22 protein-coding genes are annotated in these 24,017 nt (G+C 68.3%); 14 read left to right on the forward strand and 8 right to left on the reverse strand.

Translation table 11 applies throughout. The features are described from left to right. Positions 1-151: 151 nt before the first annotated feature. From ACIBK4_RS10240 to ACIBK4_RS10255, 4 genes are all read right to left on the reverse strand, one after another. Complete coding sequence (locus ACIBK4_RS10240; RefSeq protein WP_398993964.1) at positions 152-1,843, reverse strand: glycoside hydrolase family 13 protein; 1,692 nt, start codon at positions 1,841-1,843, stop codon at positions 152-154. A 192-nt stretch (positions 1,844-2,035) separates the two neighbouring features. Next, positions 2,036-2,908 carry a sugar ABC transporter permease gene (locus ACIBK4_RS10245; RefSeq protein WP_398993966.1) on the reverse strand — a complete coding sequence of 291 codons (873 nt, stop codon included), beginning with the start codon at positions 2,906-2,908 and terminating at the stop codon, positions 2,036-2,038. Between the two features lie 13 nt (positions 2,909-2,921). Beyond that, positions 2,922-3,926, reverse strand: a complete 1,005-nt coding sequence (locus tag ACIBK4_RS10250) for a carbohydrate ABC transporter permease (RefSeq protein WP_398993968.1) — start codon at positions 3,924-3,926, stop codon at positions 2,922-2,924. A gap of 126 nt (positions 3,927-4,052) precedes the next feature. Beyond that, positions 4,053-5,327, reverse strand: coding sequence for an extracellular solute-binding protein (locus tag ACIBK4_RS10255; protein ID WP_398993970.1), 1,275 nt, complete (start codon positions 5,325-5,327; stop codon positions 4,053-4,055). 362 nt (positions 5,328-5,689) lie between these two features. Between ACIBK4_RS10255 and ACIBK4_RS10260 the strand changes: the two genes are divergently transcribed. Both ACIBK4_RS10260 and ACIBK4_RS10265 read left to right on the forward strand, forming a co-directional pair. Further along, positions 5,690-6,724 (forward strand): LacI family DNA-binding transcriptional regulator, encoded by a 1,035-nt coding sequence (locus ACIBK4_RS10260; RefSeq protein ID WP_398993972.1) that lies wholly within the window; start codon positions 5,690-5,692, stop codon positions 6,722-6,724. Positions 6,725-6,866: 142 nt separating this feature from the next. After that, a complete protein-coding gene (locus ACIBK4_RS10265) occupies positions 6,867-7,727 on the forward strand; it encodes a phosphatase PAP2 family protein (protein ID WP_398993974.1) in 861 nt (286 codons plus the stop codon). A gap of 157 nt (positions 7,728-7,884) precedes the next feature. Here the strand turns inward: ACIBK4_RS10265 and ACIBK4_RS10270 are convergent, their stop codons facing one another. Then, on the reverse strand, positions 7,885-8,793 hold the full coding sequence (locus tag ACIBK4_RS10270; RefSeq protein WP_398993976.1) for a LysR family transcriptional regulator: 909 nt from the start codon (positions 8,791-8,793) through the stop codon (positions 7,885-7,887). A 72-nt stretch (positions 8,794-8,865) separates the two neighbouring features. On the opposite strand from ACIBK4_RS10270, the gene ACIBK4_RS10275 reads away from it, so the two are divergent. Further along, a complete protein-coding gene (locus ACIBK4_RS10275; protein WP_398993978.1) occupies positions 8,866-9,801 on the forward strand; it encodes a DMT family transporter in 936 nt (311 codons plus the stop codon). Here the strand turns inward: ACIBK4_RS10275 and ACIBK4_RS10280 are convergent. After that, positions 9,798-12,797 (reverse strand): bifunctional [glutamine synthetase] adenylyltransferase/[glutamine synthetase]-adenylyl-L-tyrosine phosphorylase, encoded by a 3,000-nt coding sequence (locus ACIBK4_RS10280; protein WP_398993980.1) that lies wholly within the window; start codon positions 12,795-12,797, stop codon positions 9,798-9,800. The two genes, ACIBK4_RS10275 and ACIBK4_RS10280, sit on opposite strands and share 4 nt — an antisense overlap. Before the next feature lie 196 nt (positions 12,798-12,993). Here ACIBK4_RS10280 and ACIBK4_RS10285 point away from each other — a divergent pair, with 196 nt between their 5' ends. From ACIBK4_RS10285 to ACIBK4_RS10305, 5 genes are all read left to right on the forward strand, one after another. Beyond that, a complete protein-coding gene (locus ACIBK4_RS10285; protein ID WP_398993982.1) occupies positions 12,994-13,506 on the forward strand; it encodes a pyridoxamine 5'-phosphate oxidase family protein in 513 nt (170 codons plus the stop codon). A 55-nt stretch (positions 13,507-13,561) separates the two neighbouring features. Next, entirely contained in the window at positions 13,562-14,002 is a 441-nt protein-coding gene (locus ACIBK4_RS10290) for a VOC family protein (protein WP_398993984.1), read from the forward strand. A 154-nt stretch (positions 14,003-14,156) separates the two neighbouring features. After that, a complete protein-coding gene (locus ACIBK4_RS10295) occupies positions 14,157-15,032 on the forward strand; it encodes an alkaline phosphatase family protein (RefSeq protein WP_398994397.1) in 876 nt (291 codons plus the stop codon). A 1-nt stretch (position 15,033) separates the two neighbouring features. Further along, positions 15,034-16,467, forward strand: a complete 1,434-nt coding sequence (locus ACIBK4_RS10300) for an MFS transporter (RefSeq protein WP_398993986.1) — start codon at positions 15,034-15,036, stop codon at positions 16,465-16,467. Further along, positions 16,464-17,483 (forward strand): TolB family protein, encoded by a 1,020-nt coding sequence (locus tag ACIBK4_RS10305; RefSeq protein WP_398993988.1) that lies wholly within the window; start codon positions 16,464-16,466, stop codon positions 17,481-17,483. The genes ACIBK4_RS10300 and ACIBK4_RS10305 overlap by 4 nt, the downstream gene beginning before the upstream one ends. Positions 17,484-17,491: 8 nt before the next feature. Here the strand turns inward: ACIBK4_RS10305 and ACIBK4_RS10310 are convergent, their stop codons facing one another. Then, positions 17,492-17,797 (reverse strand): hypothetical protein, encoded by a 306-nt coding sequence (locus ACIBK4_RS10310; protein ID WP_398993990.1) that lies wholly within the window; start codon positions 17,795-17,797, stop codon positions 17,492-17,494. Between the two features lie 204 nt (positions 17,798-18,001). Between ACIBK4_RS10310 and ACIBK4_RS10315 the strand changes: the two genes are divergently transcribed. The 4 genes from ACIBK4_RS10315 (at position 18,002) to ACIBK4_RS10330 (ending at position 20,855) form a co-directional block, all read left to right on the forward strand. Continuing rightward, positions 18,002-18,694: a hypothetical protein gene (locus ACIBK4_RS10315; protein WP_398993992.1), complete on the forward strand. Its 693-nt coding sequence runs from the start codon at positions 18,002-18,004 to the stop codon at positions 18,692-18,694. Positions 18,695-18,858: 164 nt separating this feature from the next. Then, positions 18,859-19,482, forward strand: coding sequence for a hypothetical protein (locus tag ACIBK4_RS10320; protein WP_398993994.1), 624 nt, complete (start codon positions 18,859-18,861; stop codon positions 19,480-19,482). 406 nt (positions 19,483-19,888) lie between these two features. Further along, complete coding sequence (locus tag ACIBK4_RS10325; RefSeq protein WP_398993996.1) at positions 19,889-20,458, forward strand: hypothetical protein; 570 nt, start codon at positions 19,889-19,891, stop codon at positions 20,456-20,458. A gap of 1 nt (position 20,459) precedes the next feature. Further along, the gene (locus ACIBK4_RS10330) at positions 20,460-20,855 is read left to right on the forward strand and encodes a toll/interleukin-1 receptor domain-containing protein (RefSeq protein WP_398993998.1); all 396 of its coding nucleotides are present in this window, start codon (positions 20,460-20,462) and stop codon (positions 20,853-20,855) included. 56 nt (positions 20,856-20,911) lie between these two features. Here the strand turns inward: ACIBK4_RS10330 and glnA are convergent, their stop codons facing one another. Then, positions 20,912-22,273: a type I glutamate--ammonia ligase gene (gene glnA, locus ACIBK4_RS10335; RefSeq protein ID WP_033284243.1), complete on the reverse strand. Its 1,362-nt coding sequence runs from the start codon at positions 22,271-22,273 to the stop codon at positions 20,912-20,914. Positions 22,274-22,637: 364 nt separating this feature from the next. Here glnA and ACIBK4_RS10340 point away from each other — a divergent pair, with 364 nt between their 5' ends. Continuing rightward, entirely contained in the window at positions 22,638-23,309 is a 672-nt protein-coding gene (locus tag ACIBK4_RS10340) for a DUF3105 domain-containing protein (protein WP_398994000.1), read from the forward strand. Continuing rightward, positions 23,306-23,935 carry a DUF305 domain-containing protein gene (locus tag ACIBK4_RS10345; protein WP_398994002.1) on the forward strand — a complete coding sequence of 210 codons (630 nt, stop codon included), beginning with the start codon at positions 23,306-23,308 and terminating at the stop codon, positions 23,933-23,935. Before ACIBK4_RS10340 ends, ACIBK4_RS10345 begins: the two co-directional genes overlap by 4 nt. Positions 23,936-24,017: the final 82 nt, after the last annotated feature.

Raw genomic sequence — 24,017 nt, forward strand, 5'->3', positions numbered from 1 at the left:
TGAAGGTTCTTGACAGTTCTTGCTGAAACACCGTGGAAACCTTGCAGTCGCCCAGATGTTAGAGGCCCGCCGCCCAAAAGGGCAGCGGGCCGTGTGAAGTTGCTGCAAGAACTTCCCGTGACGGAGGGGGAGTTGGGGCAGTTAGGGAGAGTTACGGCGTGGTGGTCCACCATGCCGTCGTGTCGGCCGGCAGCTTCGCCTCGCCGTCCGCCTCCGTCACCTCACCGCTCGCGAGCAGGAGACGGCCGTACGCCGACGTCGTCACCGACTCCCCGCTCGTGTTCGCGACACACACGAACTCCCCACGCCGGAAGGCGAGTACGCCCTCCGGCGCCCGCAGCCACTCCACCGAGTCGCCCGCGCCGAGGTCCGGTTGCGTACGCCGGGCGGCGAGCGCGGCCCGGTACAGCTCCAGCGTCGAACCGGCCGCCCCGGTCTGCGCCTCGATGCTCAACTCGCCCCAGCCGTCCGGCTGCGGCAGCCAACTGCCCCCACTCCCGAAGCCGTATGACGATCCGTCACGCGTCCACGGGATCGGCACCCGGCACCCGTCCCGGAAGCCGTCCTGGCCGGCGCCCCTGAAGTACGCGGGATCCTGGCGGACTTCGTCCGGGAGGTCGACGACGTCGGGCAGGCCGAGTTCCTCGCCCTGGTAGATGTACGCCGATCCGGGCAGCGCCAGCATCAGCAACGTCGCGGCACGCGCCCGGCGCAGGCCCAGCTCCCGGTCCCCCGCCAGGCGGATCTGGGTGCCGAGGCCGGGCGGGTTGGCGAAGCGGGTGGCGTGCCGGGTGACGTCGTGGTTGGAGAGGACCCAGGTGGCGGGGGCGCCGACGGGACGCATGGCCTCAAGCGTCCGGTCGATGACCGTACGGAGCTCCTCGGCGTCCCAATCGGTCGACAGGTACTGGAAGTTGAAGGCCTGGTGGAGTTCGTCCGGGCGGACGTAGTTGGCCGTCCGCTCCACCGTCGGGGTCCACGCCTCGGCGACGAAGATGCGCTCGCCCGCGTACTCCTCGAGGACCGTGCGCCACTGGCGGTACACGTCGTGCACGCCGTCCTGGTCGAAGAACGGCATGACATCGTTGCCCAGGAGTTTGAGCTGGTCGTGCGAGCCGAGGTCGGGCAGACCCTCCGCCTTCACCAGCCCGTGGGCGACGTCGATGCGGAAGCCGTCGACGCCGATGTCCAGCCAGAACCGGAGAATCGAGCGGAACTCGTCCCCGACCGCCGGGTGTTCCCAGTTGAAGTCGGGCTGCTCGGGCGCGAAGAGGTGCAGATACCACTCCCCCGCCGAGCCGTCCGGTTCGGTGACCCGGGTCCAGGCCGGGCCGCCGAAGATGGACTCCCAGTCGTTGGGCGGGAGTTCGCCGTGCTCGCCCTTTCCGGGACGGAAGTGGTACCGCTCCCGCAGCGGCGAGCCAGGGCCCTCCCTCAACGCCCGCTTGAACCACTCGTGTTGGTCCGAGGAGTGGTTCGGGACGAGGTCGACGATGATGCGCAGGCCGAGTCCGTGGGCGTCGCGGATCAGCGCGTCGGCGTCGAGCAGGTTCCCGAACATGGGGTCTACGGCACGGTAGTCGGCGACGTCGTAGCCGGCGTCCGCCTGCGGCGAGGCGTAGAACGGGCTCAGCCAGACGGCGTCGATCCCGAGGTCGCGCAGATACGGGAGCCGGGCGCGTACGCCTTCCAGGTCACCCATGCCGTCGCCGTTGCTGTCGGCGAAGCTGCGGGGATAGACCTGGTAGATCACCGCGTCTCTCCACCAGTCGCCGCGCCGGTCGCTGCGCTTGGCTTGAGCGGGGTTCGGTGTCGGGGCGATGGCCGAGTGCTGGTGGGTCATGGCGTCCTTGGTGCGTAACGGGGTTCTGGTCATGGGGAGTTGGGGGCGAGGCGGCCGTGATGTCAGCGGGGTCGGATGGACGTCACGGCCGCCTCGGGTATGAGGGGGGTTTGGGGGGCAGCGCCCCCCAAAGGGGCGCGGGGAACTGCGCGACCAGCCACGACGGCGCAGCAGCCAGCAACGAACCGGGTTTCAGCCCTTCGTGCCACCCGCGGTGAGCCCAGTAACGAGGTTCTTCTGCACGAGATAGAAGAACGCGGCAACCGGTATCGCGATCAACACCGCCGTCGCAGCCATCAGGTTGCGTTGCGCGTCGTGCTCGCTGACGAACGTCTGCAACCCGACCGCGAACGTGTACTTCGTGTCGGACAGCATGAACGTCGAGGCGAACGCGACCTCGCCGAAAGCCGTGAGGAAGCTGTAGAACGCGGCGACCGCGAGGCCCGGCTTGGCGAGCGGCAGGATCAGTCGCGCGAACGTGCCGAAGGGGTTCAGCCCGTCGACGCGTCCGGCCTCGTCGATCTCGAACGGGATCGTGTCGAAGTAGCCCTTGAGCAGCCAGGCGCAATACGGCACCGCCGTTGAGCAGTAGACGAGGATGAGACCAAGGTAGCTGTCGATGAGCTGCAGATCGGCCAGAATCTGGTACATCGGCACGATGAGTACCGCTATCGGGAACATCTGGGTGACCAGCAGCACCCACATGAACTTCCGGTAGCCCGGGAAGCGCATGCGCGAGACCGCGTATCCGGTGGTCGCGGCGATCGTCACGCCGATGACCGTGGTGCCGAGCGAGACGATCAGCGAACTCTTCAACCAGCTGAAGAACTCGGTGTGTTGGAGGACGAACGAGTAGTTGTCGAACGTCATCTTCTTCCAGATGCCGGCCGGGTGGAGATAGTCGTCCGAGTCCGGGCCGAGGGAGAGGAAGACCAGCCAGGCGATCGGGAAGAGCGCGATCAGGCTCGCGACGATCAGGACGCCGTGCGATCCGAGGGTGCCGGCGCGGCTCAACTCGCCCCGGCGGCGGGTCCGTTGCGCTGTGGTCGTGGGCGTGGTGCTCATGGGGACTCCTGCCTCAGATCGCGAGCTGTTGGTCATTGCGGTTCAGCCAGCGGCGGTAGAAGGAGGTGAAGACGATCAGGATGGCCAGCAGCAGGATGCCGTAGGCGGCCGACTGGGCGAATTCGCGCGGCTGTTGGCCGAAGCCGAGGAAGTACGACCAGGTGACCAGGATCTGGGCGTCGGGGGCCGTGTTGCCGAACAGCAGGAAGATCACGGCGAATTGGTTGAACGTCCAGATCACACCGAGGAGGACGACGGTGGAACTGACCGACCTGAGGCCCGGGAGAGTGACGTAGCGGAAGCGCTGCCAGGGGCTCGCGCCGTCCATCTCGGCGGCCTCGTAGAGCGAGGTGTCGATGGACTGGAGGCCGCCGAGCAGCGAGACCATCATGAACGGCACACCGCACCAGGTGTTGACCATGATCGCGGCGAACCGCTGCCAGAACGTGCTCTCCAGCCAGTCGGGTTGGGGCAGATGCAGGCTGTGCAGCGCGGAGTTGATGATGCCGCCGTCGGCGAGCATGAACCGCCAGCCGAAGACCGTGACGAAGGTGGGGACGGCCCACGGCAGGATCAGGATCAGCCGGTAGAGGGTGCGGCCGCGCAGCTTCTGGTTCAGCAGGAGCGCGAGCGCGAGGCCGACCGTGTAGTGGAGGGCGACACAGAGCGCGGTCCAGACGATCGTCCAGATGAAGTGCGACCAGAAGCGGTCGTACGACGTCGGGCCGAACAGGATGTCCTTGTAGTTGTCGAGCCCGATGAACTTGTAGGTGGCGTCGATGTGGTTGACGCCGATCGTGCGCGCGGTGTTGAGGCTGTTGGCGTCCGTGAGCGTCAAGTAGAGGCCGTACGCCAGGGGGTAGAGCACGAGGACGCCGAGCACGACGACCACGGGGATGATCATCGCGTACGCGTACCAGTGCTTCTGGTAGCCGTACTTGAGGCGTTGGCCGGGTCCGGGTCGGGGGGCGCGGTCACCGTGGCGCTTGCCGGTCGCGCGGTCGATGGCGACTGTCATGGTTCGTTCGACACCTTCTGAAAGTTCAAGCGGGTACGGCAAGTTGAGGGCTACGGCGGCTCAGGCCGATGGCCGTCGGATCCGTCCCCCCACGCTCGCGCTGGCGGATCCGACGGCCACTCGGGGCTACTTGCTGAAGTCCGGGACCAGCTTGGCGATCGCCAACTCGGCGTTGCTCAGGCCCTTGTCGAGGGACTCCTTGCCACCGGCGATCTTGGGCAGTTCGGTGTCCAGCGGGTTCCACAGGGAGCTGTACTCGGCGAGCGCCTGGCGCGGCTGGGCGGAACCGAGCACGCTCTGGTAGCCGGCGATGCCCGGGTCGGCCTTGACCGCGGCGGTGTAGGCGTCGTCACGGGTCGGCAGCGTGGAGTTCTTCAGGGCGATCGTCGTCTGGGACGCGGCCGAGGTCATGAAGTTCAGGAACTTCAGGGCCGCCTTCTGGTGCGCGGCGTCCGAGCCGGCGTAGACCGAGAGGTTGTGACCGCCGGTCGGGGCGCCGGACTTGCCGCTGGAGCCGGCCGGGACCGTGGCGATGCCGAGGTTGGACTTGTCCTTGAAGGCCGAGCCCTTGTAGAAGTTCGTGATCTCCCACGGGCCCTGGATGATCGCGGCGACCTTGCCGGTGACGAACGCGTCCTGGATGTGGGCGTAGGCGTCCGCGGTGGTGTCGGCCTTGTGCAGGCCGGTGCCGGAGAAGAGGCTCAGCCAGGTGCCGTAGCCCTTCTTCGCGGCGGCGGAGTCCACGGTGATCTTCTTCGCGGAGGAGTCGACGGTGTCGGTGCCCTCGCCGTAGAGGAAGGTCTGCGCGTAGTAGGCCTGGGTGGAGCCCCAGTAGCCGTCGACCTTGGTCTTGGCCTTGATCGTTGCCGCGTCGGCCTTCAACTCGGCCCAGGTGGTGGGCGCTTGGGTGATGCCGGCCTGCTTGAAGAGGGCCTTGTTGTAGACGAGCGCCAGAGTGTCGGTGACCAGCGGCACGCCGTACGTCTTGCCCTCGTACTGGGCCTGCGTGATCAGGTTCGGCTTGAACTTCGCCTGGTCCGCGAGGGCTTCGGTGCCGTCGAGCGGCAGGAAGTAGCCCTTCTTCGCGAAGGCGGGGGTCCAGCCGACGTCCGAACGCAGCACGTCCGGGGCGCCCTTGGAGCCGGCGGCGGTGTCGAACTTGTTCTGCGCCTGGTCGAAGGGCACGTTGACGTACTTGACCTTGACGTCCTTGTTGGCCGCCTCGAACTTGGCGATCAGGGCCTTGTACGTGGGTGCCTCATTGGTGGCGTTCGAGGTGTCCCACCAGGTGATGGTGACGGGCCCGTCGGACTTGCCGCTGCCACTGTCACTGCCGCCGCAGGCCGTCGCCGCGAGGGCGATGGACGCCACCAGCGCGGTGGCCGCTATGCCACGCCGCATGAGTTCTCCTTGAGGGTGAAAGCCCGTGAGGTGCAGGGCGACGGTCCCGTCCGTCACCCTGTCGACTTGCCGACTGCGCCGTTGCGTCCGCCGGGCGTCGCCGAACGTAACAGCGATGCAAGCGCGGCGAAAGTCCTTGCTGCAAAAAACTGCAAGATGGCCCGAGAGTTACCCGTCCGTGACCTCTCCTCGACCCCCGCGAAACCCAGTACTGGTGCGGCTGAGCGGGCAGGGGGACACTTGTGCAAGACTCTGCAAGCTCTTGCCGCATGCCGTACGTCGACCAGCAGCCGACCAGAACACGAGGGATCGCGATGACGCAGCAACCCGCAGCGCGCCGACGGCCGGTACAGTCCACTCCCGTGACCACACGGCTTGCCGACATCGCCGCCCAGGCGGGGGTGAGCGAAGCGACCGTCAGCCGCGTCCTCAACGGCAAGCCGGGCGTCGCCGCCACCACCCGTCAGTCCGTCCTCGCCGCACTCGATGTGCTCGGCTACGAACGTCCGGTACGGCTGCGACAGCGCAGCGAGGGCCTGGTGGGCCTGATAACACCGGAGTTGGAGAACCCCATATTCCCCGCCCTGGCGCAGGTCATCGGCCAGGCGCTGACCCGGCAGGGCTACACCCCGGTGCTCGCCACCCAGACCCCGGGCGGTTCCACGGAGGACGAGCTGACCGAGATGCTCGTCGACCGGGGCGTCGCGGGCATCATCTTCGTCTCCGGACTGCACGCGGACACCTCCGCGGACATGCAGCGCTACGAGCAACTCCGGGCACAGGGCGTGCCGTTCGTGCTCGTGGACGGCTTCTCGCCGAAGGTGCAGGCGCCGTTCATCTCCCCCGACGACCGCGCGGCGATGACCCTCGCGGTCACCCACCTCGTCTCGCTCGGCCACACCCGCATCGGGCTGGCGCTGGGCCCGAAGCGGTTCGTACCCGTACAACGCAAGATCGAGGGCTTCGTCCGCACGATGCAGGACCAACTGGCCCTGACCGCCGAGGATGTGGAGACCCGGCTCGTGCAGCACTCGCTGTACACGCTGGAGGGCGGGCAGGCCGCGGCCGCCGCACTGATCGACCGCGACTGTACGGCGATCGTGTGCGCGAGCGACATGATGGCGCTCGGTGCGATCCGGGCGGCCCGGCAGCGGGGGCTTGAGGTGCCGCGGGACGTCTCGGTGGTCGGTTTCGACGACTCACCGCTGATCGCGTTCACCGACCCGCCGCTGACGACGATCCGCAAGCCGGTGCCGGCGATGGGACAGGCGGCGGTGCGGACGCTGCTGGAGGAGATCGGCGGGACGCCTGCCCCGCACAGCGAGTTCGTGTTCATGCCGGAACTGGTGGTGCGGGGGTCGACGGCGTCGGCGCCGGGGGACCGGAATCGTCCCTAAGGGGGAGGAAACGCGGCCGGATCCAGTGCGCTGGTAGTAGTCCGAGGCCTCTTCTCCTCGTAGAACCGTCGTAGAACATGCGAGCCGGACCCGACCAAGGGATGATCGGTCGCGGAAGCCTTTTCTGGCAGACTTTGTGTCTATGGGTGAGACCACCGTGACGACATTGGAAGGCCGTGAAGAAGCCGTTCCGAGCCCCGTCGCGGACGCCGCGGGGCAGGGTTTTCTGCGCCGGTTGCGGACTCCGCGCCGGCCCCGGCTGTGGTTCGAGATCCTGCTGATCGCGGTGAGTTACTGGACGTACTCACAGATCCGCAACGCCGTTCCGGAACAGCGGGGCCAGGCACTGCGCAACGCCGACTGGATCTGGCGCGTCGAGCACCATCTCGGCATCGCCGTCGAGCAGTCGGTCAACCACGCCGTGAATTCGGTGACTTGGCTGATCGTCGGGATGAACTACTACTACGCCACACTGCACTTCATCGTGACGCTGGGTGTCCTGGTGTGGCTGTTCCGCAGTCATCCGGGCCGGTACGCGGCGACGCGCCTCGTTCTCTTCGCCACGACTGCCGTGGCCCTGGTCGGCTACTACTTCTTCCCGCTGGCGCCGCCCCGCCTGATGAACGGCAGCCACTTCGTCGACACGGTCATGGTCCACCAGACCTGGGGTTCGATGGCGTCCGGCGACCTGAAACACATGTCGAACCAGTACGCCGCGATGCCGTCCATGCACATCGGCTGGTCCCTGTGGTGCGGGCTGACGATCTTCGCCCTGGCGAAACTCCCCTGGGTCCGCATCCTGGGCCTGCTGTACCCGGCGGCCACCCTCATGGTCATCGTCTCCACGGCCAACCACTTCTGGCTCGACGCGGTGGGCGGCATGCTGTGCCTTGCCTTCGGCTTCGCCGTCTCCCGCGTCTGGTACGGCGCGTTTCCGTATGCCTTGCCGAGGACGGTGGCGGTGCGGGGGGCGGGCGGGGCGTGGCTGCCTACGAAGGTGTGACCGCTCCGTCGGCGGCGCGGGCTGCGTGGATATGCGGCTCCGCCGCAGGGGCGCGATGGGTCGTCGTTCGGGTGCGGCGCCGTCGTGGCTGGTCGCGCAGTTCCCCGCGCCCCTTCAGGGCGCTGTCGACCTGGCGCTGACTTCCGCCCGCCCCCGTTCAACCCTCGGTCGCCGCGTCCCGCAGGGCCCGCAGGAACGCCTCCAGGGCCGGTTGCGGGGGCGCCGTCTCGCGGACGGCCGCGTGGATGGTCCGCATCGGCTCCGGGTCCCGTACTACCCGTACGACCACGTCGGGATGGTGGCTGCCGAGTCCCAGGCGGGGGATCAGGGCTACCCCGAGACCCGCCGCGACGAAACCCTGAGCCGTCACGTAGTCCTCGCTCTGGACGGCGAACCGGGGCCGGAATCCCGCCGCCCCGCACGCGTCGAGCTGGGCGTCGAGACACGGCCCGGGCCACTCGCTGCCGACCCACGGTTCCTCAGCCAGTTCCGCAAGCTGCACACTCCGCCGCGCGGCCAGTCGGTGTCCCTTGGGCAGGACGGCGAGATACGGATCGTCGAGCAGCTTCACGAGCCGTACGCCCTCGTGCGCCTTTGACGCCCCGAACGTCTCGGACGCCCCGACCACGAGCGCGACATCCGCCCGCCCCTCCTTCACCTCGGGCAGCGGATCCTCGGGGTCGGTGAGCTTCAACTCCAGCTGGACTCCGGGGTGTTCGGCGCGCAGCCGGGCCACGGCGGGGGCGACGAGGGCGGCACCGGCGGTGGCGAAGTAGCGGACCGTGAGGCGTCCCGTGCGCCCGGCCACCAGATCCGCGAGCGCCGTCTCCGCCTCGGCGACCTGCCGCCCGATCGCGTCGGCGTACTCCGTGAGCAGCAGCCCGGCCGCCGTGGGCCGCACCCCGCGCCCGACCCGCTCCAGCAGCGCGGTCCCCGCCTCCTTCTCCAGCGCCCCGACCTGCTGACTGACGGCGGACGGCGTGTACCCGAGCCGGGCCGCCGCCGCGGTCACCGACCCGGACCCGACCACAGCCCGTAGTACCTGCATGCGTCGCACATCAAGCATGTAGCTCAGGTTAACAGTCACTGTAGAATCATTCGCTTGTCCTGTACGGTCCGGCTGCCCGACCGTAGACCCATGCAGCCCGCCTCGACAGTCCGCATGGCCGTGCTCGCCCTCCTGTGGGGTTCGGGCTTCCTGTGGATCAAACTCGCCCTGAACCACGGCCTCTCCCCCGCCCAGATCACGATCACCCGCTGCGCCCTGGGCACTCTGGTGCTGCTGGCCCTGGCTCGCGGGGCCGGCCAGCTCCTGCCCCGAGACCGCGCCACCTGGGGCAAACTCACGGTGGCCGCCCTGTTCTGCAACGCCATCCCGTTCGCGTTGTTCAGCGTCGGCGAACAGTCCGTCGACTCCGGCGTCGCGGGCGTCCTGAACGCCACAACTCCCTTGTGGTCCCTGCTGATCGGCATCACCCTCGGCACAGACCGCGGCCTGAGCCGAACCCGCCTGACCGGACTCCTCCTCGGCTTCGCCGGCACACTCCTGATCTTCGCCCCCTGGCACCGCTCGGGCCTCCTCACCTGGGGCGCCCTGGCCCTCCTGGGCGCCGCCGCGAGCTACGCCGTGGCCTTCGCGTACATGGCCCGCAAACTCACCACGGGCCAGGCGCCGTTGGCGACATCGGCGGCCCAACTGATGGCGGCAACAGCCTGGACGACCGTCGCCCTGCCTGCCGCCGTTCCGGTACACCACCCCGACCTGACGGCCCTGCTGGCGGTGACGGCCCTCGGCGTCCTGGGCACGGGCGTGACCTTCTACCTCAACTACCGCCTCATCGCAGACGAGGGCGCGACGAGCGCGGCAACGGTCGGATACCTACTGCCAGTTGTATCGGTAACGCTGGGCGCGGTACTGCTGGACGAGCGGGTGGGCCCGAGGGTGGTGACGGGTATGGCGGTAGTCCTGGTGAGCGTCGCCCTTACAAGGCGCCGTTCACTGGATGCCTTTAGGGGCGCGGGGAACTGCGCGACCAGCCCCCACCAACGGTCAGCCGAAATACGCCCCTCTTAGGCCCCGTAAAACAACAGGTCAACCACACCCCGAGCCCGCCGAGTAGTACGCCGATAGTCATCCAGCATGTCCCCCACATGCCCCGGCCCATACCCCAAATACCGTCCCACCGCGGCCAGTTCACGCGGATCAGAAGGAAACGTGTCCCCCGCCCTCCCCCGCACCAACATCACCGCGTTACGTACCCGAGTTGCCAACACCCAAGCCTCGTCCAGCGTAGAAGCATCCTCCCCGGAGATCAGGCCGGCGGCGCACGCCGCCGCAAGCCCCGCCCTGGTACGCGTAGTCCGCAACCCTGGCTCGGCCCACCCATGCATCAACTGCATCAACTGCACAGTCCACTCGACGTCGGACAGCCCCCCACGCCCCAACTTGGTATGCAGAGTCGGATCAGCCCCGCGAGGCAACCGCTCGGACTCCATACGAGCCTTGAGCCGCCGAATCTCCCGCACGGCATCATCGCCGAGCCCCTCAGCCGGATACCGCAGAGGATCGATCAGCTCGATGAACCGCCGCCCCAACTCCTCGTCCCCGGCAACAGGTTCGGCCCGCAACAACGCCTGTGACTCCCAAACCAGCGACCACCGGCGGTAGTACGCCTCGTAGGAGTTCAACGACCGTACGAGCGGTCCCGACTTACCCTCCGGCCGGAGATCCGCGTCGATCAGCAACGGCGGGTCGGAGCTGGCGACTTGAAGCAGTCGCCGCATCTCGGAGACGACCTTGTTGGCGGCCTCGGAGGCTTCCCTCTCGGCCACCCCCTCGCGGGGTTCGTGCACGAACAGCACGTCCGCGTCGGAGCCGTAGCCCAGTTCGTGACCGCCGAAGCGGCCCATGCCGATGACGGCGAAGCGGGTGGGGAGGGTGTCGCCCCAGCCCGCACGGACGACCGCGCGCAGCGTGCCGGCGAGGGTCGCGGCGGTGAGGTCGGAGACGGCGCCGCCGACCCGGTCGACGAGGGCGCCCTGGTCCGCCTCGGCGGGCTGCGTCTCGGTGCCGTAGGAGCCGACGATGTCGAAGGCGGCCGTACGGAAGAGTTCGCGGCGGCGGACGCCCCGGGCGAAGGTGACGGCCTGGACGGCGTCGTCGGCGCGGCCGACCGCGGCCAGTATCTCCTGGTCCAGGTGAGCGCGTTCGCGGGGTTCGAGGCCGCTGCCGCCGTCTCCGTCGCCGAGGAGGGCGACCGCTTCGGGGGCGCGCATGAGGAGGTCGGGGGCGAGGCGGCCGGCGGACAGGACGCGGGCGAGGTTCTCGGCGGCGGCGCCCTCGTCCCTCAACAGCCGTAGGTACCAAGGGGTTTTGCCGAGCGCGTCGGACACCTTGCGGAAGTTGAGGAGGCCCGCGTCCGGGTCGGCGGAGTCCGCGAACCAGCCCAACAGGACGGGCAGCAGGGTGCGTTGGATCGCGGCCTTGCGGGTGACGCCGGAGGCGAGGGCCTCGATGTGGCGCAGGGCCGCGGCCGGGTCGACGTAGCCGAGGGCGACCAGGCGTTCGCGGGCCGCCCGCGGGCTCAACCTGGTCTCGCCGGGGGCGAGTTGGGCGACCGCGTCGAGCAGCGGGCGGTAGAAGAGCTTCTCGTGCAGGCGTCGTACGACGGTCGCGTGGCGCTTCCACTCGCGGTTCAACTCGGCCACCGGGTCGGTGCGCAGGCCCATCGAGCGGCCGAGGCGGCGCTGGTCGGCCTCTTCGACTGGGACGAGGTGGGTGCGGCGCAACCGGTAGAGCTGGATGCGGTGTTCCATCGTGCGCAGGAAGCGGTAGGCGTCGTCGAGGCGGGCGGCGTCCTCGCGGCCGACATAGCCGCCGGCGGCGAGGGCCTCCAGGGCGACGAGCGTGGTGCCGCTGCGCAGCGAGGTGTCGGCGCGGCCGTGCACCAACTGGAGGAGCTGGACGGCGAATTCGACATCGCGGAGGCCGCCGGGGGCGAGCTTCAGTTCGCGGTCGATCTCGGCGGCGGGGATGTTCTCGACGACCCGGCGGCGCATCTTCTGCACGTCGGTGACGAAGTTCTCGCGCTCGGCGGCCTTCCACACGAGGGGTTCGAGCGCGTCGACGTACTCCTGGCCGAGCGCGAGGTCGCCGGCCACCGGGCGGGCCTTGAGCAGGGCCTGGAACTCCCAAGTCTTCGCCCAGCGTTGGTAGTAGGCGAGGTGACTGGCGAGGGTGCGGACGAGCGGGCCGTTGCGGCCCTCGGGGCGGAGGTTGGCGTCGACGGGCCAGATGGAGCCCTCGACGGTGGTCTCGGAGCAGATCCGCATCATGTGCGCGGCGAGTTTGGTGGCGGCGCGGACCGCCTTGCCCTCGTCGGCGCCCTCGACGGCCTCGCCGACGAAGATGACGTCGACGTCGGAGATGTAATTCAGCTCGTGGCCACCGCACTTGCCCATCGCGATCACCGCGAGCCGGCACAGCGCGGCGTCGTCGGGCGCGGCGGCGCTCGCGATGGCGAGGGCGGCACGGAGGGTGGCGGTCGCGAGGTCGGCGAGTTCGGCGGCGGTCTGCGCGAGGTCGGTGGTGCCGCACACGTCACGGGCGGCGATGGACAGCAGGCAGCGGCGGTAGGCGACGCGCAGGGCGACCGGGTCGGTGGCACCGGCGAGACCGCGCTCGAACTCCTCCACCCCGGGGTGGAGGTCGCGCGGCTCGTACATCACGAGGGCGTGCCAGTCGCGGGGATGCCGGGCGAGATGGTCCCCCAGGGCGGCGGAGGCGCCGAGCACACCGAGCAGCCGGTCCCGCAAGGGCTTCGCCGCGATCAGGGTGTCCACCAGCTCGCGGCGGGGGCTGTCCTCGGGCTGGGCCTCCAGAAGTCGTACGAGACCCTGAAGGGCCAGGTCGGGGTCGGCGGTGGCGCCCAGGGCCTCCAGCAGGACCGGGTCGTTCCTTATCGGCGCCAGCTCCGCGCTCTCCAGGAGCCGCTCGGCCGCCGAGGGATCGGTGAAGCCGTGCCGCAGCAGTCGCGTGAAGGTACTGCTTCTGCGCCCCGGCGCCGTCATCCTCGGCCTCCCTCGGATCTGGGTCGTGCGGATCAGGGTCGTACGGGCCCAGGTCGTACGGAGGTCGTACGGGATCTAGGTCGTACCGTCCCGAGCCTAACCGCAGGTACGGGCGGGGGCGCCGGGGCGTGCGGCGATGAGTTCTTGAGTAGTACGGGGTCTACAGAGGGGGCACCTACGACTCAGGGAGTAGCCGATGACCGACAAGGAACCCCGAACCCATCTCGACCCCCGCTATAGCGACCCCGCCGCCACCGCGACCGACTGGGCCACGGCCGAGGCGCGCCTCGCGGCGGCGGAACAGTTCTGGATCTCGACGGTACGGCCGGACGGGCGGCCGCATGTGACGCCGCTGCCCGCGGTGTGGTCGGCCGGGGCGCTGCACTTCTGCACCGGGCCCGAGGAGCGCAAGGCCCGCAACCTCGACGGCAATCCGCACGTCGTGCTGACGACCGGCACGAGCACCTGGGACAAGGGGTACGACCTGGTCGTCGAGGGTGCGGCGGCGCGGGTCACGGACGAGGACCGGCTGCGGGAACTGGCCGCCGCGTGGGAGGCGAAGTACGGCAGTTTCTGGCGCTTCGACGTGCGGGACGGGGCGTTTCATCACGGTTCCGGGTACGCGTACGTCTTCGCTGTGGCGCCCCGCACCGTTTTCGGCTTCGGTAAGGGGGAGCCGTTCAGCCAGACGCGGTGGCGGTTCGAGTGACATACCAGCGGTGTACGAGCGTACGACCCATTGGTTACGACAAAGGAGTCAAGCCATGGACATGACCCTCGAAGTGATCGTCCTGCCGGTCTCGGACGTGGACCGGGCCAAGGAGTTCTACCGGGACAAGGTCGGCTTCCACGTCGATCTCGACGGCGAGGTGATGGAGGGCGTGCGGATCGTGCAGATGACGCCGCCGGGCTCGGGCTGTTCGATCGCGCTGGTCAACGGTTTGCAGATCCCGACCGGGACGCCGCAGCCGGGGACGTACCACGGCATGCAGTTGTGCGTGCAGGACGCGAAGGCGGCCTACGACGAGCTGACCGCGCGGGGTCTCGAGGTCAGCGAGCCGGTGCAGTTCGCGCCGCAGGACGGGGCGACGTTCATGTATTTCAAGGACCCGGACGGCAACGGCTGGGCGATCCAGGAGTACCGGAAGCGGGCCGCCGAGCCGCTGCACCAAGTGCTGACCCAACTGGCCGCGCTGCAGGAGTAGTTCACCACTTCTTCATCCGCCGGGTTGGGAGCGGTGGGACGCGGGCATCTTGGCGTGTGCATGCTCGGTTCGCACCGTCACCCCCGTCCTCCCCCCCCACCCGGAGGTAGAAGTGTCCGGCAGTGAAGAAGTGTCCGGCGGCTCCGGCCGTTCCGTGTACCGCCGCAGCCGCGCCGTCGTGGCGTCAACGCTCGCCTTCTCGGCAGCCGCCGTCGGGGTCTGGACCGGTTTCGGCAATGCCTCGACCGCGCACGCCGCGACGGTGGTGCCGACCCCGGACCACGTGGTCGTCGTGGTGATGGAGAACCACGCCTACAGCCAGGTCATCGGCTCCTCCAGTGCCCCCTACATCAACTCGCTGGCGACCGGCGGCGCCGCCCTCACCCAGTCGTACGGGATCACCCACCCGAGCCAGCCGAACTACTTCGCGCTGTTCTCCGGCTCCACCCAGGGGATCACCAGCGACAGTTGCTACACGGCGGGCTTCTCCTCGGCCGCGAACCTCGCCTCCGAGGTGACCGCGGCGGGCGGTACGTGGGCGAGCTACAACGAGACGCTGCCGAGCCAGGGTTCGACGACGTGCAGCAGCGGAAACTACGCGCGTAAGCACAACCCGTGGTTCGGCTTCAGCAACGTCGCGACATCGACCGCGAAGACGTTCGCACAGTTCCCCACGGACTACACGACCCTCCCCGACATCTCCTTCGTCACCCCGAACCTGTGCAGCGACATGCACGACTGCTCGGTGGCGACGGGTGACACCTGGCTGAAGAACAACCTTGGCGCGTACGCCACTTGGGCCAAGACCCACAACAGCCTGCTCGTCGTCACCTTCGACGAGGACAACCTGCTCAGCGGCAACCGCATCCCGACGGTCCTCTACGGCCAGCCGGTGAAGGCGGGTTCGACGTCCTCGACCACGTACAACCACTACAACCTGCTGCGGACCCTGGAGGACTCGCAGGGCCTGTCCACCCACGCGGGCAACGCGGCCTCGGCCGCCGACATCACCGGCGTCTGGGCGTCCTGAGATGTACGTGGCGGACAGCCGCGCCAACGCGGACCCAAGTGCCATAGGTACTACGGGTGTTACGGGTACTACGGGTACCGCCGACGCCCCAAGTGCCTCAGGTACTACGGGTATTACGGACACCCGGGGTACTACGGGTACTACGGCCCGGGTGTCCGCCGCCATCGCCCCCACCGTCTTCGCCCTCGGCGCGGTCAGCCTGATCACCGACGTGTCGTCCGAGATGGTGACCGCGGTCCTCCCCCTGTACCTGGTGACGGGCCTCGGCCTGTCACCGCTGGGCTTCGGTCTCCTGGACGGCATCTACAACGGCTTCTCGGCACTCGTCCGGCTGGCCGGCGGCCACCTCGCCGACCGGGGCGGCGGCCGGCACAAGTGGATCGCGGGCATCGGCTACGGCGTCTCGGCGCTCTGCAAACCACTCCTCCTCCTGGCCCACACCCTCACCCCGATCGGCCTGATCCTCGCCGCCGACCGCACGGGCAAGGGCCTGCGCACGGCCCCGCGCGACGCGCTGATCTCCCTCTCCTCCACCCCGGAGAACCGGGGTCGTGCCTTCGGCGTACACCGCGCGATGGACACGGCGGGCGCGCTGCTCGGCCCACTGGTCGCGTTCCTGATCCTCCGGGCGACGGTGGACGGATACGACGCGGTGTTCACGGTGAGCTTCTGCGTGGCGATGGTCGGCGTCCTGGTACTGGTGCTGTTCGTGCCGGGATCGTCGTCAACTGCCGCGCCCCGCACGGAGAAAGCCGTACAGGAGAGGGCCGTAGGAGAGACGACCGTAGGAAAGGCAGACGTAGGCGAGAAGGTTGCAGGAGAGAAGGCCGTACGCCCCACCCTCCGCGCCTCCTTCGCCCTCCTCGCCCGCCGCGACCTGCGCCGCATCACGATCTGCGCGCTCCTCCTCGGTCTCGCGACGGTCAGCGACTCCTTCGTGTACCTGCTCCTGCAACGGCGACTCGGCGTCCCCGACCGCTGGTTCGCGCTGCTGCCGCTCGGCACGGCGGCGGCGTTCCTGCTGCTGGCCGTACCGCTGGGCCGGCTCGCGGACCGTGTCGGCCGCTGGCGGGTGTTCCTCGGCGGCCACGGCGCCCTCCTCACGGCGTACGCCATATTGCTGACGTCCTGGCACGGTACGGCCCTCCCCTACGCCGTCCTCCTCCTGCACGGCACCTTCTACGCGGCGACCGACGGCGTGCTGATGGCGGCGGCCTCGGACAGCGTGCCGGAGCAACTGCGGTCGTCGGGGCTCGCGTTGGTGCAGACGGGCCAGGCGGCGGCACGGTTCGTGTGCTCGCTGGGCTTCGGTGCGGCGTGGACGCTGTGGGGCGACCGTACGGCGCTCCTGACGTCGGCGGTGGCGCTGGCGGTCTGCGCGGCGTTCGCGTCAACTCTCCGCCCGGGCCGACCAGTTGTGGAGCCTGCCCCATGACCCTGCGCAACCGCCTCCTGGTCCTCGTCGCCGCCGTGGCCGCACTCGCCGCAGTGGCGGTGGCCTCGATACTGCACGCGTCGGCCCGCGCCGAGCGACGCAACGAGACCCAGCCCGGCGGCCCGAGGATCACCGCGGGCCGGATCACCCTCACGACACCCGGCACCATGGTGTTCCGCAACATGGCCTGGGGCCCGCACCGCGACGAACTCACCACGGTCCCGGCCGCGACCCCCGCCGGCCCCCGCACCGCCTCCGGCCTCAAGTGCCTCCGTTTCTACGCCGCTTCGGGCACGGGGGTCTGTCTCCAGGCGGTCCACGGCACGGTCACGGACACGTACCGCGCGCTGATCCTGGACGCCCACCTCAAGGAGACGGCCCATTACGACGTCCCCGGCATCCCGTCCCGTGCCCGGGTCTCCCCTACGGGTCACTTCGCGGCATGGACGGCGTTCGTGGGCGGCGACTCGTATGCCGGGACGAATTTCTCGACGCGGGCGGCGATCGTGGACACGAGGACGGGCAAGCTGACCCCGACGTTGGAGTCGTTCCGGATCATCAAAGGCGGCCACGTCTACCACTCGGCCGACGTCAACTTCTGGGGCGTGACCTTCGCGTCGGACGACCGCACGTTCTACGCCACGCTGGCGACGAAGGGCAGCACGTATCTGGTGCGGGGCGACCTGCGCAGCCGTACCGTCACCACGATCCACACCAACGTCGAGTGCCCGTCCCTGTCCCCCGACGGCACGCGCATCGCGTACAAGAAGCGCGTGAAGGGCCTCCCGAAGGACGCCCCCTGGCACCTCTACGTGCTCAACCTCCGCACGATGCGCGAGACATCACTGGCGGAGTCGAGAAGCGTCGACGACCAGGCCGTCTGGCGCGACGACCACACGATCGTCTACGCCATGCCCGGCGACTACGGCGCGGATCTGTACAGCGTGCCGGCGGACGGCACGGGCACGGCTCGGCGGATCAGCGGGGCGGCGGTGTCTCCGGCGTATGTGCGGTAGGGGAACCGTCATCGAGTAGACGGGCCCAGCATTTCGTCCAGTGTCCGGGGCCAGTCCCCGTCGCCCAGTCCGCCCGCCATGAGCAGGTCGCGCCAGTCGGTCCGCGCGAGCCGGACCGCCGACCGGAAGTGGTCGACGTCTCCGGCCGCGATCACCACGACCGCCGTCAGGAGCCGCTCGGTGCTCTGCCGTGAATCCGCCAGTTCGACCGCCAGGATCCGCAGTGCGCCGAGAATTCCGCGCCGGACATCGGCATCGGGATAGTCGCGCCGGACCCGCCCCAGAAGCCGGTCGCTGATCAGATCCTCGTCCATGTGGCCCCCTGACGGGAGGCTAGTGCCCCTGCCGGACCGGCGGAAGCGCGACGGCGTTGTGACGGGCAGGTGAACTGTGCCCCAGCCGCAGGTCAGGCAATTGATTGGCCCCGGGAGGCGGGTGTCCGAACAACTCCCCGGCGTCGAATCTCGGTGTCAGACGCCCGGCGTACGCTGCCGGCGCACGACTCAGAGGAGACAAGGGTGACGGTCAACGCCGGCACGCGCCGTAGTGGGGATTCCGTGGTCGCACGGAAGAAGACAAGCAAGAAGTGGATGGGGCTGGCGACGCTGGCGCTGGCGCCGATGGTGCTGCTCGCGTCCCCCGGTGTCGCCTCGGCGGCGAGCCAGGAGTGCCTGGGGAACTCGGACAACTCGTCGCACGACATCGCCGGCAACTGGTCCACCGACCACCAGACCTCGTCGGTGACCGTGCAGCACGCGAACAACACCTGGCAGGACTGGGTGTGGCGGGGCCCGACGTTCCAGTGCCCGTGGAACGTCCCGAGCTGCTCCTACGCCTGGCAGCAGTCCAAGACGACGGGCTGGCAGTGGTCGGCCGGCCTCAGCATCAAGGTGCCGATCCCCATCATCGGGAACGACCTGGCCAGCCTCACCCCGTCGTACAACCAGAGCGGCTCCACCACGACCGCGTTCACCTACACGACCAACCTGAGCCCGGGGCAGTTCGCCCAGCCGATCCAGGTCGTGACGCGCCGCTGGACGCAGGGCGTCTACAAGGGCATCTACCACACCACCGGCAAGCGCTGCCTGCCGAGCCCGACCAACCCGAACGGCAAGGCGTACGAGTACACCTGGTCCCCCGACGAGCGCTGGGGCAGCTGGGCGACCAACCTCAAGGTCAACGACTACGGCACGTACAACGTCTGGAAGTGACCGCGCCCGACCCCGGCTGATCGGCCGGTCGTGACCGGCCGGTCGTGACCGGCCAGTCTCCGCTGAGGCACCTGGCCGTTCGTCGAGGTGCCTCGGCGGCTTCGGACGAACACCTTCCCCCGCCCCACCCTCACCTCCACCCCACCCAACAGGACTTGATCTCCATGACGGTGCGTCGTCGTCTCTTCCGTGCTGCCGCCGGTTCGCTCACCGTGCTCGCCTGCGGTCTGCTGGCCGCGTGCGACAGCACCGCCCACTCCACGCCGGCGGCCGCGGCCGCCACCACCGCGCCCAGTCCGACGCCCTCGATGAAGACACTCCCGCCGTCGCAGTTGTGCACTGTGCTGACCAAGGGCGTCGCCGAGCGGCTCGTCACCGATGCCCGGCTCGCGGCCCGGGTCAGCCCCAACAAGGGGACGGCCCCGGACGTCTGCGACTACACCTCCGCCGACGGCCGCTCGACGCTGTCCCTCACCCCGGCATCCCGCACCTACGCCGCCGAACTGTCCGCCGCCCACAATCTGAGCGCGAACCCGTCCTCGGCCGGCATGCGCGACGTACAGGTCGACACGGTGAACGCCCTGGGCCACCAGGCGTTCCGCGAAACCGCCTACCAGACCCAGGCGAAACAGCAACTCACCTTCGTCGTCTGGAACACCGGCACCCGGAACTGGGTCCTGACCCTCGCGACCGACGCGCCCAGCGAGGCCACACCGACCACCGTGCCGCACGACACGGTGGTCCAGGTCGCCCGCTCGATCACCGGGAAGCTGCCTGCGAGCCGGTGACCCGCGCGCCCCGCCTACGGCACCGACGGGTTCCTCAGCAGCTCGTCACACCGGAGTAGTCGTCGTTGTCACCTTGGGCCACCGTGCAATAGCCCACGGACGCACCCAGGGGCTTCTCATGTACCAGCAGGCGCTACTTCCTCCAGCATGGCGACCTGCAGCTTCTTTCAGATCTGTCAGTGTCGGGAATGGGCCGTCGCACGCGACGACCACACCATCGGCTACGCCATGCCCAGCGACCAACGACGCCGACCTGTACAACGTCCCGGCGAACGGCACGGGAAGACTGCTGCAGATCAGGAGCGTGACCGTATCGCCCGCCTGCACCGCTGTGCCATGATCTGAACAGTGTGAGCCGGGGGGTTCATTGATCAGAGACCCGTGGGGGATTGCCACCCTTGTCTTTTTGCTGACCATCGCCATATCGGCGGCGGGTCTGGCATGGAAGACAAAACCAAGATTCCCCGTCGAAACGGCGGGATCGAAAACCGAAAACAACCCGTTCTCCGATGCCGTGTTCGTCGACGACGAATTAAAGAGCTGGTTGAAGGCACACTACGCTCGAACCCATCCCGTCCTGTCGGTATGGCAACGCAGGGCCTGGATCTACGGCTGGATGCATTACTACGCGGTCACCTGGACCACGTTGATCTCGCTTTCGCTCCCCTTCTTGATTCCGTACAGCTCTCACGGCTTCTATCAAAGAATCTTCACCCAAGTGGTCTCGGCGTTCGGCGCAACGGTGTACGGCATGCACGAGGCATTCAAGATCCGCGACAACTACGTCAGATTCAGGATGCACGAATCCAACGTCTACACCTTGATCCGCCGCATCAAGGATGCGCCCGAAACATTCGGCGCCTCAAACGCAGAGATATTTGGCCGCTACGCACGCGAAGTGGAAGCGGTTCGCGAACAGGCACGCGCCGACGAGCTCGGAAACGTGGCAAAGATCACCAAAATGGACCGCGGTTGAGATGTCGAAATACATCACCACATTCATCAGCTATCCACGCGCACTTGAGCACGTAGCCGCCGAAGTTGCCGAGCAATTGCGCGCCGCCGGGTACAGCGTCTGGATCGACGTAAACAATTTCGACAAGGCAGCCGACGGGCACTCACAGCTCAAGAGGGCGATCGAAGGTTGCGACTACTTCCTCTCGATAGCCCCGCCGGTCGGCCGACAGTCGTACTGGGTCAGGTTCGAGAACGCCATTGCCGCACAGACATGCACAGTCCTGGCCGACTCCTATTTCTTTCGGGGCAACCGGCTTGAGGTATGGCGAAAAGAGGACGTCGGGGCGGAGCATTCTGACGCCACCATACTCAGCTCGTTGAAACAGTTCGAGGCAACGAGCGCACGAACCCCGTGACACGCGTGGGGCCGACGGTTCGCGACCGTCGGCCCCACGCGACTGAACAACTCCGCCTACAGCACCGGCAAGTTCTTCCGCAGCTCGAACGCCGTGACCTCGCTCCGGTACTCCTCCCACTCCTGCCGCTTGTTGCGCAGGAAGAAGTCGAAGACGTGCTCGCCCAGGGTCTCGGCGACCAGGTCGCTGCGCTCCATCAGGGTGAGGGCCTCGCCCAGGTTCTGGGGCAGGGGCTCGATGCCCATCGCGCGGCGTTCCGCGTCTGAGAGGGCCCAGACGTCGTCCTCGGCGCCCGGGGGGAGTTCGTAGCCCTCTTCGATGCCCTTGAGGCCCGACGCGAGGAGGAGAGCGTAGGCCAGGTACGGGTTCGCGCCCGAGTCCAGGGAGCGGACCTCGACCCGTGCCGAACCCGTCTTGCCGGGCTTGTACATCGGGACGCGGACCAGGGCGCTGCGGTTGTTGTGGCCCCAGCAGATGTACGAGGGGGCCTCGCCGCCTGCGCCCGCCGTGCGCTCGGAGCCGCCCCAGATGCGCTTGTAGGAGTTGACCCACTGGTTGGTGATCGCGGAGATCTCCGCCGCGTGCTTCAGCAGGCCCGCGATGAAGGAGCGGCCGACCTTGGAGAGCTGGTACTCCGAGCCGGACTCGTAGAAGGCGTTGCGGTCGCCCTCGAAGAGGGAGAGGTGCGTGTGCATTCCGCTGCCCGGGTGCTCCGAGAACGGCTTCGGCATGAACGTCGCCTGCACGCCCTGCTCCAGCGCCACCTGCTTCATGACCAGGCGGAACGTCATGATGTTGTCCGCCGTGGAGAGTGCGTCGGCGTAGCGGAGGTCGATCTCCTGCTGGCCGGGGGCGCCCTCGTGGTGCGAGAACTCCACCGAGATGCCCATCGACTCCAGCATGGTGATCGCCTGGCGGCGGAAGTCCATGCCCACGTTCTGCGGGGTGTGGTCGAAGTAGCCGGAGTTGTCGGCGGGGGTGGGGCGGGAGCCGTCCAGGGGGCGGTCCTTCAGGAGGAAGAACTCGATCTCCGGGTGGGTGTAGAAGGTGAAGCCCAGGTCGGAGGTCTTGGCGAGGGCGCGCTTGAGGACGTAGCGCGGGTCCGCGAAGGACGGGGAGCCGTCCGGCATGAGGATGTCGCAGAACATCCGGGCCGTGCCGGGGGCCTCCGCGCGCCACGGCAGGACCTGGAAGGTGGAGGGGTCCGGCTTGGCGATCATGTCGGACTCGTAGACCCGGGCGAAGCCCTCGATCGCGGAGCCGTCGAAGCCGATGCCCTCGTCGAAGGCCTGTTCCAGCTCGGCGGGGGCCACGGCGACGGACTTGAGGAAGCCCAGCACGTCCGTGAACCACAGCCGTACGAACCGGATGTCGCGCTCCTCCAACGTCCGGAGCACGAACTCCTGCTGCTTGTCCATCTTCCGCTTCCCCATCCTTGCTGGTCAGGCCGCCTGTCCTCGTACCGCAGGAGGCGGTCGGGCACCTGAGCATCCCACCACAACACCATTTCGTGCGCGTTGCCGACCATGATCGACCGGTCGACCTCGGGCTGAACGCCTCGCGTACGGCAGATGTCCGGCGCTGTTGCCCATCTTCTGACCATCTTGCCTGCTCGGACTGACATTCGTAACGCCTGGTCCGGGGGTGACCCTGGTCTTCCCCCGACTTTGCTGTGGGTGCCCTACGAGAACGTGTTTCTGCCCACTACGATCAGCAAGGCCCGACCCTTCTGTCCCCGCCCCGTCCCCTCCCGTCCCTTCCCCCAAAAAGGACACATACCTCATGGGTTCCGCCAAGAACACCGGTACCGCGGCGCGCAAGGCCCGCATCGAGGAGATGCGGCGCGCCGAGCAGTCGCGCGAGCGACGCTCAAAGATCGTGAAGATCGCGGCGAGCGCCGTGGTCGTCGCCGGTCTCGTCGTCGGCGGGGTCGCCGTCGTGCACGCGCAGTCCGGCAACAAGGACAGCTCGGCGAGCGACTCCAAGAGCGGCGGTTCCGGTCACTTCGTCGCCGGCGCGGACGGCGTGAACACGTGGAAGGGCACCCTGGGCCGCACCCACGTCACCGGCACGGTGAACTACCCGATGCACCCGCCGGTCGGCGGCAACCACAACCCGGTCTGGCTGAACTGCAACGGCGACGTCTACACGAAGGCCGTCAAGGACGAGAACGCGGTGCACGCGCTGGAGCACGGCGCGGTCTGGGTGACGTACAACAAGAAGGCCTCGGCGGCCGACGTCAAGGCGCTCGCGACGAAGGTGAAGTCGACGCCGTACTCGCTGATGAGTCCGTACGACAGCCAGAAGGACCCGATCATGCTGTCGGCGTGGGGGCACCAGCGGACCGTGAAGAGCGCGAGCGACCCGGCCGTGAACACGTTCTTCGAGAAGTTCGTGCAGGGCAGCCAGACGCCGGAGCCGGGCGCCGCGTGCACGGGCGGGCTGTCGCAGTGAGGTCGGCGGCTCTGATCGCCGGGGCCGCGGCGACGGCACTCGTCGCGGCCGGCGCGATCACGTACGCGGTCGCCGAGGACGGCGGCGGGTCCAGCAACTCGCCTACTCCTACGGCCGATTCGGCCGACGCGGGCTTCGCGCGGGACATGGCGGTCCATCATCAGCAGGCCGTCGAGATGTCGTACATCGTGCGGGATCGTACGAAGAACGTGGAAGTACGGCGGCTCGCATACGACATCGCGCAGACGCAGGCCAATCAACGGGGCATGCTGCTGGGCTGGTTGGACCTGTGGGGGCTGCCGAAGGTGTCGGCCGATCCGCCGATGACCTGGATGGGCATGGGTGACATGGCGTCCGGGAAGGACGGCGCACTGATGCCCGGGATGGCCACCAACACCGAGCTGAAGAAGCTGAATTCACTCAGCGGCAAGCCCGCCGAGGTGCTCTTCCTGCAGCTCATGACGGACCATCACAAGGGCGGGATCCACATGGCCGAGGGGTGTGTGGACAAGTGCCGGGTGGGGGTGGAGAAGCGGCTGGCGCAGGGGATGGTCGACGCGCAGCAGTCGGAGATCCAGTTGATGGCCGACATGCTCAAGGAGCGTGGCGCAAAAGCGCGTTCGTAAAGCATGCCCGGTCGTTCGTTACACGCCTGTAAGGAAAAAAGCCCCCAATTCGCCCTGGGTGACGGTTCCTTGGGTTTCTCTT

The sequence above is a fragment of the Streptomyces sp. NPDC050528 genome, from assembly GCF_044457795.1.
Classification (GTDB): Bacteria; Actinomycetota; Actinomycetes; order Streptomycetales; family Streptomycetaceae; genus Streptomyces.

Excerpts from the sequence above, each read along its gene's own strand:
- ACIBK4_RS10240 (WP_398993964.1), bottom strand. The coding sequence starts at position 1,843 with ATGACCCACCAGCACTCGGCCATCGCCCCGACACCGAACCCCGCTCAA.
- ACIBK4_RS10245 (WP_398993966.1), bottom strand. The coding sequence starts at position 2,908 with ATGAGCACCACGCCCACGACCACAGCGCAACGGACCCGCCGCCGGGGC.
- ACIBK4_RS10250 (WP_398993968.1), bottom strand. The coding sequence starts at position 3,926 with ATGACAGTCGCCATCGACCGCGCGACCGGCAAGCGCCACGGTGACCGC.
- ACIBK4_RS10255 (WP_398993970.1), bottom strand. The coding sequence starts at position 5,327 with ATGCGGCGTGGCATAGCGGCCACCGCGCTGGTGGCGTCCATCGCCCTC.
- ACIBK4_RS10265 (WP_398993974.1), top strand. The coding sequence starts at position 6,867 with ATGGGTGAGACCACCGTGACGACATTGGAAGGCCGTGAAGAAGCCGTT.
- ACIBK4_RS10270 (WP_398993976.1), bottom strand. The coding sequence starts at position 8,793 with ATGCTTGATGTGCGACGCATGCAGGTACTACGGGCTGTGGTCGGGTCC.
- ACIBK4_RS10275 (WP_398993978.1), top strand. The coding sequence starts at position 8,866 with ATGCAGCCCGCCTCGACAGTCCGCATGGCCGTGCTCGCCCTCCTGTGG.
- ACIBK4_RS10280 (WP_398993980.1), bottom strand. The coding sequence starts at position 12,797 with ATGACGGCGCCGGGGCGCAGAAGCAGTACCTTCACGCGACTGCTGCGG.
- ACIBK4_RS10285 (WP_398993982.1), top strand. The coding sequence starts at position 12,994 with ATGACCGACAAGGAACCCCGAACCCATCTCGACCCCCGCTATAGCGAC.
- ACIBK4_RS10290 (WP_398993984.1), top strand. The coding sequence starts at position 13,562 with ATGGACATGACCCTCGAAGTGATCGTCCTGCCGGTCTCGGACGTGGAC.
- ACIBK4_RS10300 (WP_398993986.1), top strand. The coding sequence starts at position 15,034 with ATGTACGTGGCGGACAGCCGCGCCAACGCGGACCCAAGTGCCATAGGT.
- ACIBK4_RS10305 (WP_398993988.1), top strand. The coding sequence starts at position 16,464 with ATGACCCTGCGCAACCGCCTCCTGGTCCTCGTCGCCGCCGTGGCCGCA.
- ACIBK4_RS10310 (WP_398993990.1), bottom strand. The coding sequence starts at position 17,797 with ATGGACGAGGATCTGATCAGCGACCGGCTTCTGGGGCGGGTCCGGCGC.
- ACIBK4_RS10320 (WP_398993994.1), top strand. The coding sequence starts at position 18,859 with ATGACGGTGCGTCGTCGTCTCTTCCGTGCTGCCGCCGGTTCGCTCACC.
- ACIBK4_RS10330 (WP_398993998.1), top strand. The coding sequence starts at position 20,460 with ATGTCGAAATACATCACCACATTCATCAGCTATCCACGCGCACTTGAG.
- glnA (WP_033284243.1), bottom strand. The coding sequence starts at position 22,273 with ATGGACAAGCAGCAGGAGTTCGTGCTCCGGACGTTGGAGGAGCGCGAC.
- ACIBK4_RS10340 (WP_398994000.1), top strand. The coding sequence starts at position 22,638 with ATGGGTTCCGCCAAGAACACCGGTACCGCGGCGCGCAAGGCCCGCATC.